The organism is Nocardioides sp. NPDC054178 (assembly GCF_055585005.1).
This window is the reverse complement of record NZ_JBVJKY010000002.1, coordinates 666,195-681,621: the sequence shown is the minus strand read 5'-3', so window position 1 is coordinate 681,621 and position 15,427 is coordinate 666,195. Positions and strand designations below refer to the sequence as shown.

The 15,427-nt window shown below is 69.7% G+C and carries 14 protein-coding genes; 12 read left to right on the top strand and 2 right to left on the bottom strand.

The genetic code is table 11. The features are described 5' to 3' along the window. The first annotated feature begins 7 nt into the window (after nucleotides 1-7). From ACZ6WN_RS10020 to ACZ6WN_RS09970, 11 genes are all read left to right on the top strand, one after another. Nucleotides 8-997, top strand: a complete 990-nt coding sequence (locus tag ACZ6WN_RS10020) for a 1-aminocyclopropane-1-carboxylate deaminase/D-cysteine desulfhydrase (protein WP_465864483.1) — start codon at nucleotides 8-10, stop codon at nucleotides 995-997. Nucleotides 998-1,192: 195 nt separating this feature from the next. Further along, entirely contained in the window at nucleotides 1,193-2,962 is a 1,770-nt protein-coding gene (locus tag ACZ6WN_RS10015) for an ABC transporter permease (protein ID WP_465864481.1), read from the top strand. A 2-nt stretch (nucleotides 2,963-2,964) separates the two neighbouring features. Beyond that, nucleotides 2,965-3,807, top strand: a complete 843-nt coding sequence (locus ACZ6WN_RS10010) for an MlaE family ABC transporter permease (protein ID WP_465864479.1) — start codon at nucleotides 2,965-2,967, stop codon at nucleotides 3,805-3,807. Then, entirely contained in the window at nucleotides 3,804-5,081 is a 1,278-nt protein-coding gene (locus ACZ6WN_RS10005) for an MCE family protein (RefSeq protein ID WP_465864477.1), read from the top strand. The genes ACZ6WN_RS10010 and ACZ6WN_RS10005 overlap by 4 nt, the downstream gene beginning before the upstream one ends. Further along, nucleotides 5,078-6,109 carry an MCE family protein gene (locus ACZ6WN_RS10000; RefSeq protein ID WP_465864475.1) on the top strand — a complete coding sequence of 344 codons (1,032 nt, stop codon included), beginning with the start codon at nucleotides 5,078-5,080 and terminating at the stop codon, nucleotides 6,107-6,109. The genes ACZ6WN_RS10005 and ACZ6WN_RS10000 overlap by 4 nt, the downstream gene beginning before the upstream one ends. Then, on the top strand, nucleotides 6,109-7,122 hold the full coding sequence (locus ACZ6WN_RS09995) for an MCE family protein (RefSeq protein ID WP_465864473.1): 1,014 nt from the start codon (nucleotides 6,109-6,111) through the stop codon (nucleotides 7,120-7,122). Before ACZ6WN_RS10000 ends, ACZ6WN_RS09995 begins: the two co-directional genes overlap by 1 nt. Then, nucleotides 7,119-8,159, top strand: a complete 1,041-nt coding sequence (locus ACZ6WN_RS09990; RefSeq protein WP_465864472.1) for an MCE family protein — start codon at nucleotides 7,119-7,121, stop codon at nucleotides 8,157-8,159. Before ACZ6WN_RS09995 ends, ACZ6WN_RS09990 begins: the two co-directional genes overlap by 4 nt. Then, on the top strand, nucleotides 8,159-9,523 hold the full coding sequence (locus ACZ6WN_RS09985; protein ID WP_465864471.1) for an MCE family protein: 1,365 nt from the start codon (nucleotides 8,159-8,161) through the stop codon (nucleotides 9,521-9,523). Before ACZ6WN_RS09990 ends, ACZ6WN_RS09985 begins: the two co-directional genes overlap by 1 nt. Further along, nucleotides 9,523-10,668, top strand: coding sequence for an MlaD family protein (locus ACZ6WN_RS09980; RefSeq protein WP_465864469.1), 1,146 nt, complete (start codon nucleotides 9,523-9,525; stop codon nucleotides 10,666-10,668). Before ACZ6WN_RS09985 ends, ACZ6WN_RS09980 begins: the two co-directional genes overlap by 1 nt. Continuing rightward, nucleotides 10,665-11,258, top strand: coding sequence for a hypothetical protein (locus tag ACZ6WN_RS09975; RefSeq protein ID WP_465864467.1), 594 nt, complete (start codon nucleotides 10,665-10,667; stop codon nucleotides 11,256-11,258). Before ACZ6WN_RS09980 ends, ACZ6WN_RS09975 begins: the two co-directional genes overlap by 4 nt. Continuing rightward, nucleotides 11,255-11,758 (top strand): hypothetical protein, encoded by a 504-nt coding sequence (locus ACZ6WN_RS09970; RefSeq protein ID WP_465864466.1) that lies wholly within the window; start codon nucleotides 11,255-11,257, stop codon nucleotides 11,756-11,758. Before ACZ6WN_RS09975 ends, ACZ6WN_RS09970 begins: the two co-directional genes overlap by 4 nt. Before the next feature lie 76 nt (nucleotides 11,759-11,834). Here ACZ6WN_RS09970 and ACZ6WN_RS09965 read toward each other — a convergent pair whose 3' ends face one another. Both ACZ6WN_RS09965 and ACZ6WN_RS09960 read right to left on the bottom strand, forming a co-directional pair. Further along, a complete protein-coding gene (locus ACZ6WN_RS09965) occupies nucleotides 11,835-12,080 on the bottom strand; it encodes a hypothetical protein (protein WP_465864464.1) in 246 nt (81 codons plus the stop codon). After that, nucleotides 12,077-12,502 (bottom strand): SCO6045 C-terminal-like domain-containing protein, encoded by a 426-nt coding sequence (locus ACZ6WN_RS09960; protein ID WP_465864463.1) that lies wholly within the window; start codon nucleotides 12,500-12,502, stop codon nucleotides 12,077-12,079. The genes ACZ6WN_RS09965 and ACZ6WN_RS09960 overlap by 4 nt, the downstream gene beginning before the upstream one ends. 157 nt (nucleotides 12,503-12,659) lie before the next feature. On the opposite strand from ACZ6WN_RS09960, the gene clpB reads away from it, so the two are divergent. Further along, nucleotides 12,660-15,251 carry an ATP-dependent chaperone ClpB gene (clpB, locus tag ACZ6WN_RS09955; protein WP_465864462.1) on the top strand — a complete coding sequence of 864 codons (2,592 nt, stop codon included), beginning with the start codon at nucleotides 12,660-12,662 and terminating at the stop codon, nucleotides 15,249-15,251. Nucleotides 15,252-15,427: the final 176 nt, after the last annotated feature.

Genomic DNA, 15,427 nt, shown 5'->3' with positions numbered 1-15,427 from the left:
TGGCGGGGTGGAGGATCGGCTGATCGCAGAGCTTCGGCTGCCGTCGCCGGTCGTCGAGATCGACGACGACCGGCTAGCGAAGGCGGGCGTGCGGGTGCTGCTCAAGCGCGATGACCTGATCCATCCGGAGATCCCTGGCAACAAGTGGCGGAAGCTGAAGTACAACATCGCGACTGCCCGGGAGCTGGAGTTCGAGACCCTGCTGACCTTCGGTGGGGCGTACTCCAACCACATCCGAGCGACCGCTGCGGTGAGTGCCTACTTCGGGTTCAGGTCGATCGGGGTCATCCGCGGTGAGGAGCACCTGCCGTTGAACCCGTCGCTTCGGTACGCGGTCTCGCGCGGGATGCGGCTGACGTATCTCGATCGCGCGACCTACCGAGCGAAGTCGTCTGACGCCGTGATCGAGGCGTTGCATCGGGAGTTCGGCGACTTCTATCTGATCCCGGAAGGGGGCAGCAACGCCGAGGCCGTACGCGGCTGCGCCGAGCTTTCCAAGGAGCTCGATGAGGACATTGACGTCGTGTTCTGTGCAGTGGGGACCGGCGGGACACTCGCCGGCGTGGCCGCGGCGGCGGCGCCTGGCCTCGTGACCGTGGGAGTTCCGGTCCTGAAGGGTGGCGCGTTCCTCGAAGACGACATCGTCCGGCTGCAGGAGCAGGTGTACGGCGCTCGGCGCGGTTCGTGGCGGCTGGAGTGCGACTACCACTTCGGCGGCTACGCGAAGCGCACCCCTGAACTGGATGACTTCATCGACGACTTCGATCAGCGGCACGGCCTGCGGCTCGACTGGGTGTACGAGGCGAAGATGATGTACGCGCTGATCGATCAGGTCGCTCGCGGAACGTTCTCCCGTGGCACCACGATCGTGGCGCTCATCAGCGGGTCGGGCGATGTGCCCCAAGGAACCGTCTCCATCGCCGCGTCGACGGCAGACGATCTCTTGGCCGGGCTCGGGGCCAACGGCCAGCCTGCCCAAGCTCTGGCAGCACGGTAGCCGGACGCGGGCGAACGAATTTTCGTTCGCCCGCCGGGCCGCCCTGCTGTCGGGGGCGGCCGATTTGTCATGCGCGTGACAAATCCCGGCCCGCATTCTTCGGGCAGCTCGATTTCCCCTGCCGCTGTGACCTGAGCCACACGTACTGTCCGGTCGGAAGCACACCCCACAACGGCAGATCAGGGAGGTCCCGCGATGGGCGGAACCGTGGAGGTCACCGGGCTCACCAAGAGCTTCGGGTCCCAGAACATCTGGAGCGACGTGACGCTCACGCTGCCCCAGGGGGAGATCACTGCGCTGCTGGGGCCCTCGGGCACCGGGAAGTCGGTGTTCCTGAAGTCGCTGATGGGGCTGCTGCGGCCGGAGGCCGGGGTCTGCCTGGTCGACGGGGTCGACATGGTCAAGGCCCGGGAGTCGCAGCGGCAGGACTTGCGCAAGCGGTTCGGGGTGCTCTTCCAGGACGGCGCGCTCTTCGGGTCGATGAGCGTCTTCGACAACGTCGCCTTCCCGCTGCGCGCCCACACCAAGAAGCGTGAGTCGGAGATCCGGCAGATCACGAACGACAAGCTCGACCTGGTCGGACTGATGGGCCAGGAGCACAAGCTGCCCGGCGAGATCTCCGGCGGGATGCGCAAGCGCGCCGGCCTGGCCCGCTCCCTGGTCACCGAGCCCTCGATCATCCTGTGCGACGAGCCCGACTCGGGGCTCGACCCGGTGCGTACGGCCAACCTCGCCCAGCTGCTGGTCGACGTCAACGCGGCCACCGACGCGACGATGCTGGTGGTCACCCACAACATCGAGCTGGCTCGCACCTTGCCGGACAACCTCGGGATGCTCTACCGCCGCCGGCTGGTCATGTACGGACCGCGCGAGGAGTTCCTGCTCACCGACCACCCGGTCGTGTCCCAGTTCATGAGCGGCGACCCGATCGGGCCGATCGGGATGAGCGAGGAGACCGACCACGGGGTCAACGACGACTACGTCGAGGGCGAGGCCTACTACCCGTCCGGGGGAGTGGCGACCGTACGCGCCGGAGCCCGCGCCATCGAGGTGCTGCCGCGCCAGCTCGCCCCGGCCAGCGGCGCACCCCGAGAGGGTGCCGCGAGACACGCGGACCGGGTCGCGAGCGGCGCCGCGGCGCTCTACACCGCCGATGACGACGACGTTGACCGAGCCCCGCCGGCGGTCCGAAGAAAAGACCCGGTCAGCCGGGGGCTCGACCAGGTCGGGGCGCTCTTCGCGCTGGGCCTGGACACCTTCCGGGCGGCGTTCCGCAGGCCGTTCGCGGCCCGCGAGCTGCTCGACCAGTTCTGGTTCGTCACCTCGGTCTCCTGGATCCCGGCGATGCTGGTCGCGATCCCGTTCGGCGCGGTCATCGCGCTGCAGCTCGGCACCCTGACCGTGCAGATCGGGGCGCAGTCGTTCACCGGCGCCGCCTCGGTGCTCGCCGTCGTCCAGCAGGCGGCCCCGATCGTGACCTCGCTGGTGATCGCGGGGGCCGGTGGCGCCGCGATCTGCGCCGACCTGGGGTCCCGGACCATCCGCGACGAGATCGACGCGATGCGGGTGATCGCGGTCGATCCGATCCAGGCGCTCGTGGTGCCCCGCGTGCTCGCCTGCGTGCTCGCGGCGGTGCTGCTCAACGGCTTGGTCAGCGTCGTCGGTGTCCTCGGCGGCTACTTCTTCAACGTCATCATCCAGGGCGGGACGCCCGGGGCGTACCTCTCCTCGTTCACCGCCCTCGCCCAGCTCTCCGACCTGTGGGTGGGTGAGCTCAAGGCGGTGCTCTTCGGGCTCATCGCCGGCCTCGTCGCCGCGTTCCGCGGGCTCAACACCAAGCCCGGGCCCAAGGGGGTGGGCGAGGCGGTCAACCAGTCGGTCGTCGTCACCTTCCTGCTCCTCTTCTTCGTCAACTTCGTGATCACGACGCTCTATCTCGAGCTCGTTCCCGGGAAGGGGGCCTGACGATGGCGACCGTCGACGTGGTCAAGAAGCGGTCCCGGCTTGACCGGTCCCTGGACGGGCTGGTGCAGACCGGGAAGGACATCCGGTTCTACGGGAAGGTGCTGGTCGGCATCCCGACCGCGATCCGGCACTACCCGCGCGAGATCCTGCGGATCCTCTCCGAGGTCTCCTTCGGCACCGGCGCGCTCGCGGTCATCGGCGGCACGATCGGCGTGATGACGGGGATGAGCATCTTCGTCGGCACGGTCGTCGGCATGCAGGGGTACGCAGCGCTCGACCAGATCGGCACCTCGACGCTCAACGGGTTCATCTCCGCCTACTTCAACACCCGCGAGATCGCGCCGCTGGTGGCCGCGCTGGCCATGAGCGCGACCGTCGGCGCCGGGTTCACCGCGCAGCTCGGCGCGATGCGGATCAACGAGGAGATCGACGCGGTCAAGGTGATGGGGCTGGGCACGATCCCCTACCTGGTCTCCACCCGCGTGGTCGCCGGCTTCGTCGCGATCATCCCGCTCTACGTGGTCGGGCTGCTGACCTCCTATGCGGGGTCGCGGATCGTGACGGTCTACTTCCACGGGCAGTCGGCCGGGACGTACGACCACTACTTCCAGCTCTTCCTGCCGCCCATCGACATCCTGCTCTCGTTCGGCAAGGTGCTGATCTTCTCGATCCTGATCATCCTGATCCACTGCCGCCTGGGCTTCTACGCCAGCGGCGGGCCCTCCGGCGTCGGGATCGCGGTCGGGCGCTCGGTGCGACGGACCATCGTGGTCGTCGCGCTGCTCGACCTGGCGCTCTCGATGGCGATGTGGGGCGCGACGACGACGGTGAGGATCGCGGGATGACCCTCGGCAGACTTCGCGACGCCTTCCTCGGCCTGTGCTACCTGGCCGTGGTCGCGGCGGTGGCGCTCGGCGCCTGGCTCGCCTACGACCAGACCTTCGTCGACCGCTCCGAGGTGCGGCTGACCACCGGCACCCTGGGCAACGCGCTCCAGGCGGGCTCTGACGTCAAGCTGCGCGGGGTGCCCGTCGGCACCGTCCGCACCGTCTCGGCCCGCGAGGGTGGCGCCGAGCTGACCCTCGCGCTGGAGCCGGACGTCCTCGCCGACCTCTCGGCCGACACCACCGCGCGGCTGCTGCCCAAGACACTCTTCGGGGAGCGGTACGTGGCGCTGCAGCCGGGGCCGGGCCCGGAGCTGGAGGCCGGTGACACCATCGAGCAGGACCGCTCCGACGAGGCGGTCGAGCTGGAGCAGGTGCTCGACGAGCTGCTCCCGGTGCTCAAGGCGATCCAGCCCCACAAGCTCAACGCGACGCTGAGCGAGCTGGCCACGATGCTGCGCGACAACGGCGACGACATCGGCCAGGTCTTCTCGGCGTGGGCGGACTACCTGAGGAAGCTCAACCCGCTGGTCCCGCAGATGGCCGACGACCTCGCCGCCCTCGGCCGGGTCGCGGGCCACTACGAGGAGGCCGCGCCGGACCTGCTGGACGCGCTGGACACCATGACGGTGACCGCCGAGACCCTCGTCGACCAGCAGCGACAGCTCGCGGACACGTTCCGGTCGGTGACCACGACGGCTGCCGACACCGACCGCTGGCTCGAGCGCAACCGGGAGACGATCGTGGTGCTCGCCGACACCTCGCGCGACGCGCTCCGCGCGGTCAGCCCGTACGCCTCGTCCTTCCCGTGCCTGTTCAGCGCCCTGCGCGACTACGCGCCGGTGATGGCCAAGAACCTCGGCAAGGGCACCGACGAGCCCGGCATCCATGCGCTGGTCAGCGTCTCCGACATCCGGCAGCCCTACCCCTCCGGCTACGTCCCGAAGCTGCGTACCGGCGGCCCCCGGTGCCCGTACGTCACCGGCCAGACCGGCAGCCAGCCGGCCGTCACCGGGACGGCCGGCACCGTCGAGCAGATCGAGGCACCACCGACGGACCGGGTGCGCACCTTCGGTGCGACCAGAGGCCTCGGCGAGCAGAACTCCCCGGGCGAGAACCAGCTGATCGCCGAGGTGATGGCGCCGGCGGAAGGCCTGGCACCTGATGAGTATCCGACCTGGTCGAGCCTGCTGCTCGGCCCGACCCTGCGAGGCACGGAGGTGATCGTGCGATGAGGACAGGCAACGGCGGCTCGGTCGCGGTGACGCTCACGAAGTCGGTGGTCTTCGCGCTGGTGACGGTGCTCGCGATGGCGGCGCTGGCGACGACGATCTCCAACGGATCGACCTCGTCGGGGCGTACGTTCACGGCGCTCTTCACCGACGTGACCAGCCTCAACAAGGGCGACGACGTGCGGATGGCGGGGGTGAAGATCGGCACCGTCCAGTCCATCGGACTGCGCCACGACGACACCGCCGAGGTCGTCTTCACCGCGGCCGAGTCGGCACCGATGGTCGAGGGCACCCGGGCGGAGCTGCGGTTCCGCAACCTGATCGGGCAGCGCTACATCGCACTCGAGCCGGGTTCTCCCGGCGGGGACCCGCTGCGCACCGGCTACACGTTCTCCCTCGACGAGACCCAGCCGGCGCTGGACCTGACGATGCTGTTCAACGGCTTCCAGCCGCTGTTCAAGTTCCTGAACCCCGAGGACGTCAACAACCTCAGCGCCCAGATCATCGCGGTCTTCCAGGGCGAGGGCGCGACGGTCGAGTCGCTCCTCTCCTCGACGGCCTCGCTGACCTCGACGCTCGCCGACCGCGACCAAGTGATCGGCGACCTGATCACCAACCTCAACTCGGTCCTCGAGGTGGTCAGCCAGCGCACCGGGATGCTCGACACCACCCTGGTGACGCTGCAGCGGCTGGTGACCGGGCTCGCCGCCGACCGGAAGACGCTCGGCTCGACCATCGAGGGGATGGGCGAGCTCTCCCAGAGCGTCACCGGACTGCTGCAGGAGGGTCGCGAGCCCCTGCGTGACTCGATCGACTCCCTCGGCGACGTCTCGGAGAACCTCGCCGAGAACGACGAGGCGCTGACGAGGTTCCTGACCACCATGCCCCAGAAGACCGACCAGATCGGCCGGATGGCCTCCTACGGCGGCTGGCTCAACTTCTACATCTGCTCCATCGACGGGCGGATCCCGAAACCCGAGGGCTACTACGGCGATCTGGGTGTGGACTCGCCGGCAGGAAGGTGCCGATGATGGCCCGCTATCCGAAGTCGTTCGCCGAACGCAACAAGGTCGTCATCGCGGTGGTCGGGATCCTCGCCATGACCGGCGTCTTCTTCGCCACCTTCTATGCCGAGGACCTCCCCGTCATCGGCGGTGGCGACACCTACGAGGCCTACTTCGCCGAGGCCGCCGGGATCCGCCCCGGAGACGAGGCGAGGGTCGCCGGGGTGAAGGTCGGCGAGGTCTCCTCGCTCGAGCTCGACGGCGACAAGGTGCTGATCAGGTTCCGTGCCAAGGACGTCTCGCTGGGCTCGCAGACCACCGCGTCGATCAAGGTGAAGACGCTGCTCGGGCGCAAGTTCCTCGCCCTCGACCCGGGCGGCCCGGGATCTCTCCGCGAGCCCATCCCGATCTCCCGGACGACGACCCCCTACGACGTCAACGCCGCCTTCTCCGACCTCTCCTCGACCGTGGACGAGATCGACATGGCCCAGGTCGAGGAGTCGATGGACGCCCTCTCCGAGGTCTTCGAGGACACCCCCGAGGATGTCCGCGGCATGGTCTCCGGGCTCACCCGGCTCTCCCGCACGATCTCCTCCCGCGACCAGGAGCTGGCCGAGCTGCTGCGGACGACGACCGAGGTCACCGGCACCCTCGCCGAGCGCAACGACGAGATCGGCCTGCTGATCGAGGACGGCGACAAGCTGCTCGAGGAGCTCGCCGCCCGGCGCCGGGCGATCCACCAGATGCTCACCTACACCGACGACCTCGCCGAGCAGGTCACCGGCCTGGTCCAGGACAACCAGAAGCGGCTCCGGCCGGCGCTGGAGAAGCTCGACCAGGTCTCCGAGATCCTGCAGCGCAACCAGGACCACCTCGACAAAGCGCTCTCCCAGATCGGTGCCTACTACCGGGTGATCGGCGCCTCGATGAGCAACGGCCCCTGGATCGACGTCTACGGCTGCGGCCTCTTCGACGAGGACAATGCGCCGGTGCTCGACAACGACGTCGAACGTGACTGCCGGCCGGGAGGGACGAGATGAGACGCCTGATCGCCGGGTTCCTCGTGGTCGCCGTCGTCGGCGCGATCGGGTGGGGTGCTGCGTACGGGATCCGGGAGGGGGGTCGTGGGACCTCCTTCTCGGCGCTCTTCGAGGCCTCGATCGGACTCTATCCGGGCTCCGACGTGCAGATCCTCGGCGTGCCGGTGGGTGAGGTGACCGCGGTGACCCCGGCCGGCGAGCACGTGAAGGTCTCGATGACCCTCGACCCCGGCCAGACCGCCGCGGCCGACACCGAGGCCGTGATCGTCGCCCCGACGCTGGTCTCGGACCGCTTCGTCCAGCTCACCGAGCCGTACGTCGACGGGCCCGAGCTCCGCGACGGCACCGTCATCGAGGAGACGGCCGTCCCGGTCGAGATCGACGACCTCTACGCCTCGCTGACCGAGGCCGGTGAGCAGCTCGGTCCCGACGGCGCCAACCGGGACGGCGCCCTCTCCCGGCTCCTGGAGGTGGTGGCGGCCAACCTCGACGGGCAGGGCGCCGACATCAATCAGGTGATCCGGGAAGGAGCCGACGCGTCGGCGACCCTGGCCGACGTCGACCGGGACTTCTTCGCCACCGTCGAGAACCTCGACACCTTCAACAAGACCCTGCTCGAGCACGACGACGGGGTCGAGGACGCGAACCGCCGGTTCGCGCAGGTCACCGAGTACCTCGCCGAGGACCGCGACGACCTGGCCGCCGCGGTCGGCAACCTCGGCGAGGCGCTCGCGCTGCTGGAGTCCTTCATCAAGGACAACCGCGGCGAGATGCGCATGAGCGTCGAGAACCTGCAGGGGCCGACCCAGGTCCTCGTCGACCAGAACGAGTCGCTGGAGGAGGCGGTCGCCACGATCCCGTTGGTGCTGCAGAAGTACATCAACGCCTACGACCCGACGACCAACAGCCTCGTCGGCCGCACCAACCTGAACGAGCTGAGCGTCTGGTCCGGCGACGGTCTCACCGGCCAGACCTCCGAGGACGCGCCACCGGTCCTGCTTCCCGGTGTCGGGTCCGGTGGGGGAGAGGAGCAGTGATGGGTCCTCTGTCCAGGCCTCTGGTGGCGGTGCTGGCCGCGGCCACGCTCACACTCTCCGGCTGCGGCCTCGGTGCCGTCAGCGGCGGCGTCTACGAGGCGCCCTTGCCCGGCGGCGCCGACGTGGGGAAGGACCCGATCACGCTGAGCGCCGAGTTCGGCGACGTACTCGATCTGGTTCCTCAGTCGAGCGTCAAGATCGACAACGTCGCGGTGGGCCGGGTCTCCAAGATCCGGCTGACCGAGGACGGTCGCAGCGCGCGGGTGTCGCTGGTGGTCAGGGACGACGTCTCGCTCCCCGCCGGCACCACCGCGCGACTGCAGCAGACCTCACTCCTCGGAGAGAAGTACGTCGCGCTGATCCGCCCCGCGACACCGGTCGCGGGCTCGCCCCTGGGTGATGGTGCGGTCCTCGGGAGGGGTGACACCGAGGCGGCCGCGCAGGTCGAGGAGGTGCTCGGGGCCCTGTCGATGGTGCTCAACAGCGGCGGGATCGCGCAGTTCCAGGAGATCTCCCGCGAGATGCAGCAGATCTCCGACGGCCGACCGGAGGAGATCAAGGCCTTCCTGACGGAGATGGACCGCTTCGTCTCGGTCCTCGACTCACGCTCGGCCTCGATCACCTCCGCGATCGAGTCGCTCAACGAGCTCGCGGTCACGCTGGAGAAGGACAAGGCCAAGATCGCGGGAGCGCTGGAAGGACTCTCGCCGGGGATGCAGGTGCTCGTCGACCAGCGTCCGCAGTTGGTCGCGATGCTGGAGGCCCTCGACAAGCTCTCCAAGGTCACCATCAGCACCCTGGACGAGGCCCAGGACGACATCGTCGCCGACCTGAAGCTGCTCGACCCGATCCTCGACCAGCTCGCCAAGGCCGGCTCCGACCTGCCCTACGCGCTCGAGATCCTCTTCACCTACCCGTTCCCCGACGAGGTGCTCGAGGCGATCCGCGGCGACTACCTGAACCTGTTCCTGGTCACGAACTTCCGCACTCCTGCCGGCTGCCGGTCCAAGGGCTGCGAGTGGCTGCAGCCGGCAGTCGAAGGCGGGTCCGGCGGCTCGGTCTCCTCCCAGTCCGGGTCGTCGGACGCACCGCCGGGGCTGCTGCCGTCGACCACCTCACCGGTGCCGGGCTCGTCCTCGCCGTCGATCCCGGGCGAGTCGATCCTGCCCTCGGACCCCGGCTCGACGTCGTCCTCCTCGGACCCGTCGCCCTCCGAGTCCGGGTCGTCCTCGTCGTCCCCGTCCGATCCCTCCGGGTCGCCGTCGGAGACGCCGCCCGATCCTGCCGGGTCGGGGTCGGCGACCTCCGAGACCTCGCCGGAAGGCGGAGCCGGTGACACCGGCTCCGCGGAAGGGAGCGAGTGATGCAACGGCTCACCGGAGGCGTACGCGTCAAGCTGGGGCTCTTCGTCGCCCTCGCGCTCGTGGGCACGAGCTACGTCGGGGCCCGCTACGTCGGCCTGGACCTGCTCGACGAGCCCTACCGCGTCGACGTCTCGCTGCCCGAGGGTGGCGGGCTCTTCGTCAACTCGGAGGTGACCTACCGCGGGGTGCCCGTGGGCGAGGTGACGTCCCTGGAGGCAGGCTCCGACGGCGTACGCGCGGTGCTGGAGATCGAGGGCGACGCACCCGCCATCCCCGAGGACGTGACCGTGAAGGTCGCCAACCGGTCGGCGATCGGCGAGCAGTATCTGGACCTGCGCGGGGGCGCGGTGGGCTCCGCCCGGCTCTCCGACGGCGACCGGCTGAGCGCGGGGGAGGAGGCGTTGCCGTACGACGCCTCCCAGGTCATCGAGACCGGCCGCGACTTCGTCGCATCGGTCCCCGAGGAGGCGCTGGTGACGACGATCGACGAGTCCTACCTGCTGTCCCGGGGAGCCGGGTCCGACCTGCGCAAGCTGGTCGACACCTCGCTCTCGTTCCAGCAGGAGGCCGACCGCAGCTTCCTGGTCTCGGCGAGCCTGATCCGCAACTCCGACCAGGTGCTCGCGACCCAGGAGGAGTCGGCGAGCAGCATCAGGGCCTGGAGCAACGACCTCGCGCTCTTCTCCTCGACCCTTGCTGACTCCGACAAGGACCTGCGCGACCTGATCGGGGCCGCGCCCGGCGCGGCCACCGAGATCTCGCTGCTGGTCAAGGAGGTCGGGCAGCCGCTCGGGATCCTGATGAGCAACCTGGTCACGCCCGCGACGCTCTTCGGGACGAACGCGGCCGCGCTCGAGTCGACCTTCGTGACCGTGCCGGAGGCGGTCAGCATCGGCTGGGCGATCAACACCTCCAACGGGCCCCGGCTGAGCCTGATGCCGTCGTTCTTCGACCCGCCCGCCTGCGTGGCCGGCTACGAGGGCACCGACCTGCGCGCCGGCACCGACGTGAGCAAGGGCAAGCCGTTCAACACCGCGGCGGGCTGTGCTGCCGTACCCGAACCGAGAACCACGAAGACCGAGACAGCCGAGCCGGGGACGGTCAGCGTCCCCACCACGCTCGCCGGACTGATGGGGGAGCGATGAGCACGACGACAGAGAATCCAACAGAGACCCGGACGGAGGCTTCGGTGGTCGAGAAGGCGCCCGAGCCGCCGTCGCGGCGCGATCGGGTGCTCACCTGGGCCCTCCCGCTGGTGGCGCTGTGCGTGCTGGTCGCGGGCGCCCTGACCTGGTGGCGCGCGAGCGGTCACGACCAGGAGATGGTCGACGAGGCCGCCCGGCGTGACCGGGTGCTGATCGTCGCGACCAGCCACATCGAGACCCTCAACTCGCTCGACTACCGGAAGGTCGACGAGGGCCTGAAGGGGTGGGCCGCGGTCACCACCGGCACCCTGCACGACCAGCTGACCAGCGTCTCCGAGGAGGACCGCACGGTCCTTGCCGAGCAGGAGAAGATCTCGACCGGCTCGGTGATGGAAGCCGCCGTGACCGAGCTCGACGACGACAGTGCGACCGTGATCGCGGCGGTCGAGATCACGGTCCGCGACGGGTCGGCCTCCGGCGAGGACGCCGAGCCGACCGTCAAGCGCAACAGATTCGCGGCCGACCTGGTCAAGGTCGGCGACGACTGGCTCCTGGAGAGCCTCGAGCAGGTGGCGGTGAACATGTCATGACCCTTCTCGTACGCCGTTGGGCGCCCTTCCTCGCCGCGCTCGCCCTGATCCTCGGGCTGGGAGCGTTCTGGCAGGCCGACCGGGAACGCCGCACCGACCACGTCGGCAACCGTGCCGTCGTCGACGCCGAGGCCACCACCGAGGTGCAGTCGGCCGTCTCCACCGGCCTGCTCCAGGTCTTCTCCTACGACTTCTCCGACCCTTCACCGACCGCTGCCGCAGCCGACGAGTTCCTCGCCGGCGACGCCCGCAAGGAGTACGACCTCCTCTTCAAGCAGCTCCAGGAGAAGGCCCCCGGTCAGAAGCTCGTGCTCAGCGCCGAGGTCCAGGTCGCCGCGGTCACGTCCCTCGACGCCGACTCCGCTTCACTCCTGGTCTTCCTCGACCAGGCCTCCCAGCGCTCCACCGACAAGGAGTCCTCGATCTCCGCCGCCCAGATCGCCGTCGAGGCCGCCAAGATCGATGGCCAGTGGAAGGTGACCGCCCTCGACCTCTTCTGACGCCGAGTCGGCTCGTCATGACGAGCCGACTCGGCACGGATCTCGGTCAAGATGAGCCGACTCGGCATCCGAAGGGTCAGTCCCCGCCGCCTCCGCCACCGCAGCTCGAGCCGCACGAAGAGCTGTTGCAGGAGGAGCTGTTGCACGAGCTGGTGTGGTGGTCGCCGGAGCTGTAGGTGGAGCCGCACGAGCTCGAGCTGCCGCTGCTTCCGCCGCGTCTGCGGGGCCCTCGGCGTCGGTTGCCGCGGCCGGCGCTGACCGCGGCCTTGGTCAGCGCGTAGATGACCAGGCCGAGGATCACGATGATGATCAGGGTCTTCACGGGGAGCTCCGTTTCCAGGTGCGGCGGGTGAGGTGCCAGATCTGTGGGCCGAGACCGACGGTGAGCACCCGGCGCCCGTCGATCCGGGTGATCGCCCAATGCCGCCGGCCCTCATGGACCTCGTGCAGGCGGAGCCAGTCGGCGCCGATGGTGGTCAGGAAGTCGCGTACGTCATCGTGGGCGCAGCCCTGCTGCGGATGCTGCGCGGCCCAGGCATGGAAGCGGGCGCGCCAGTCCGGGAGGAGGTCGAGCTCGGGGGCGGCGTCGTGCGCGGCCGAGGAGCGCTTGTGGTGCAGCACCCGCGTCGTCGCGGTCGTCCCGGCGGCGTCGAACCCCGGCGGCGTACGTCCGGCCAGCAGGTCGTCGAGGACCTCGCGCTGGCGCGCGGCGAGCTGGTCGCGCACGGCGCCTCGGGAGTCCACGGGGAGCAGTGTGCCCGATCGCTTGGACCGCCGCCGCACAATATAGAAATGTCAAAGTTGAGTGGAACAGACTCAACTTTGAGTGTGTTGAGATAGATGCGGGTGACAGGCACTCGCGACAGACTTGAGCGCGTCCCCAGGAGGAGTGCAGAGACAGATGAGCCAGTTTTCGGCAGACAAGTTCACGACCAAGGCTCGCGAGGCCATCGAGGCCGCGCAGCTCTCCGCCACGACGGCGGGCAACACCACGACGGAGCCGATCCACCTGCTCGTCGCGCTGCTCCAGCAGGACGAGGGCACCGCGACGTCGATGGTCACCAAGTCCGGCGTGGACGCCGAGGAGCTGTCGCGAGCGGCGGCCACCGAGCTCGCCGGGCTCCCGCGCGCCAGCGGGTCCACGGTGCAGCAGCCGGCTGCCTCGGGTGCGCTGACCCGCGTCCTGGCCGGGGCGATCACGCTGGCCACGTCCCTGAAGGACGACTACGCCGCCACCGAGCACCTGCTGATCTCGCTGGCCACGGTCGAGTCGTCGGCGCAGAAGGTGCTCAAGCGCGCCGGGCTCACCGAGAAGGGGCTGCGCGAGTCGCTGAAGGCCGTCCGCGGCAACCGCCGGGTGACGAGCCAGGACGCCGAGGACTCCTACGAGGCGCTCGAGAAGTACTCCCAGGACCTGACCGAGGCCGCCGAGAAGGGCAAGCTCGACCCGGTCATCGGCCGTGACTCCGAGATCCGCCGTGTCATCCAGGTGCTGTCGCGGCGTACGAAGAACAACCCGGTCCTCATCGGTGAGCCGGGCGTCGGCAAGACGGCCGTCGTCGAAGGGCTCGCCCAGCGGATCATCGCCGGCGACGTACCCGACTCGCTGAAGGGCCGTCGCGTGCTGAGCCTCGACCTGGCGGCGATGGTCGCCGGTGCGCAGTACCGCGGTCAGTTCGAGGAGCGGCTCAAGGCCGTCCTGGAGGAGATCAAGGCCGCCGAGGGGCAGGTCATCACCTTCATCGACGAGCTGCACACCGTCGTCGGCGCGGGCGCCGGTGGCGACTCCGCGATGGACGCCGGCAACATGCTCAAGCCGATGCTCGCCCGCGGTGAGCTGCACATGATCGGTGCGACCACGCTCGACGAATACCGCGAGCGCATCGAGAAGGACCCCGCCCTGGAGCGTCGCTTTCAGCAGGTCTTCGTCGGCGAGCCGTCGGTCGAGGACACCGTGCAGATCCTGCGCGGGATCCAGGAGAAGTACGAGGCGCACCACGGCGTCCGCATCACCGACGCCGCTCTGGTGGCCGCCGCGACCCTGTCCGACCGCTACATCACCGGGCGACAGCTGCCCGACAAGGCGATCGACCTCATCGACGAGGCCGCGTCCCGGCTGCGGATGGAGATCGAGTCGTCCCCCGAGGAGATCGACCAGCTCCGGCGTGCCGTCGACCGGCTGAAGATGGAGGAGTTCGCGCTCTCCAAGGAGTCCGACGACGCCTCGCTGGAGCGCCACGCGGCGCTGCGCAAGGAGCTCGCCGACAAGGAGGAGGAGCTGCGCGGGCTCGAGGCCCGCTGGGAGCGGGAGAAGGCCTCTCTCGAGGGCGAAGGCGCCCTGCGCAAGCAGCTCGACGCGCTGCGCAGCGAGGCCGAACGGCTCCAGCGCGAGGGGTCCTTGGGCGAGGCGTCCGGGATCCTCTACGGCAAGATCCCGGCGCTCGAGCAGCAGATCGCCGAGGCGGCCTCGGAGTCCGAGGAGGAGCAGGTCACCGACCGGCTGGTCGGTGAGGAGGTCGCTGCCCAGCAGATCGCCGAGGTGGTCGAGGCCTGGACCGGCATCCCGACCGGCAAGATGCTCCAGGGCGAGCAGGCCAAGCTGCTCGAGATGGAGACCGAGATCGGTCGCCGGCTGATCGGGCAGAAGTCCGCCGTGACCGCCGTCGCCGACGCGGTGCGCCGCTCGCGCGCCGGGGTCGCCGACCCCAACCGCCCCACCGGCTCCTTCCTCTTCCTGGGCCCCACCGGCACCGGTAAGACCGAGCTCGCCAAGTCGCTGGCCGACTTCCTCTTCGACGACGAGCGCGCGATCGTACGCATCGACATGTCCGAGTACGCCGAGAAGCACTCGGTCGCTCGGCTGGTCGGAGCGCCTCCGGGCTACGTCGGCTACGACGAGGGTGGTCAGCTGACCGAGGCGGTACGGCGCCGCCCCTACTCGGTGGTGCTGCTCGACGAGGTCGAGAAGGCTCACCCCGAGGTCTTCGACATCCTGCTGCAGGTGCTCGACGACGGGCGGCTGACCGACGGTCAGGGGCGCACGGTCGACTTCCGCAACACGCTCCTCATCCTCACCTCCAACCTGGGCTCGGCCTTCCTGGTCGACCCGGTCATGGACGAGCACGAGAAGCGCGAGTCGGTCATGGCCGTGGTCCGGGCGTCGTTCAAGCCCGAGTTCCTCAACCGCCTCGACGAGATCGTCATGTTCGACGCCCTCACGCTCGCCGATCTCACGAAGATCGTCGACATCCAGCTGGGTCTGCTCGAGAAGCGCCTGGCCGCCCGTCGCATCTCGATCTCCGTCACCCCCGAGGCCCGGGAGTGGCTGGCCGAGACCGGCTACGACCCGGCGTACGGCGCCCGGCCTCTCCGCCGCCTCATCCAGTCCGCCATCGGCGACCCGCTGGCCCGGATGCTCATCGGTGGCGAGGTGTCCGACGGTGGCCAGGTCACCGTCGACCGCGACGGCGACGGACTCACGCTGAAGTCCTGACTCGAGGCGTCAGCCAGGTCGGGCGGGGGGGGGGGCCCCCCCCGGGGGGGGGGGGGGGGGGGGGGGGGCGGCGGCCGCCCCGGCGGGGGGGGGGGGGGGGGGGGGGTGGGGGGGGGGGGGGGGGCCCCCCCCCCCGCCGGCCCCCCGCCGCCCCGGCCGGCGGGGGGGCGGTGGGG

Coding starts and splice junctions, on each gene's coding strand:
- ACZ6WN_RS10015 (WP_465864481.1), top strand. CDS start 1,193: ATGGGCGGAACCGTGGAGGTCACCGGGCTCACCAAGAGCTTCGGGTCC.
- ACZ6WN_RS10010 (WP_465864479.1), top strand. CDS start 2,965: ATGGCGACCGTCGACGTGGTCAAGAAGCGGTCCCGGCTTGACCGGTCC.
- ACZ6WN_RS10005 (WP_465864477.1), top strand. CDS start 3,804: ATGACCCTCGGCAGACTTCGCGACGCCTTCCTCGGCCTGTGCTACCTG.
- ACZ6WN_RS10000 (WP_465864475.1), top strand. CDS start 5,078: ATGAGGACAGGCAACGGCGGCTCGGTCGCGGTGACGCTCACGAAGTCG.
- ACZ6WN_RS09995 (WP_465864473.1), top strand. CDS start 6,109: ATGGCCCGCTATCCGAAGTCGTTCGCCGAACGCAACAAGGTCGTCATC.
- ACZ6WN_RS09990 (WP_465864472.1), top strand. CDS start 7,119: ATGAGACGCCTGATCGCCGGGTTCCTCGTGGTCGCCGTCGTCGGCGCG.
- ACZ6WN_RS09985 (WP_465864471.1), top strand. CDS start 8,159: ATGGGTCCTCTGTCCAGGCCTCTGGTGGCGGTGCTGGCCGCGGCCACG.
- ACZ6WN_RS09980 (WP_465864469.1), top strand. CDS start 9,523: ATGCAACGGCTCACCGGAGGCGTACGCGTCAAGCTGGGGCTCTTCGTC.
- ACZ6WN_RS09975 (WP_465864467.1), top strand. CDS start 10,665: ATGAGCACGACGACAGAGAATCCAACAGAGACCCGGACGGAGGCTTCG.
- ACZ6WN_RS09970 (WP_465864466.1), top strand. CDS start 11,255: ATGACCCTTCTCGTACGCCGTTGGGCGCCCTTCCTCGCCGCGCTCGCC.
- clpB (WP_465864462.1), top strand. CDS start 12,660: ATGAGCCAGTTTTCGGCAGACAAGTTCACGACCAAGGCTCGCGAGGCC.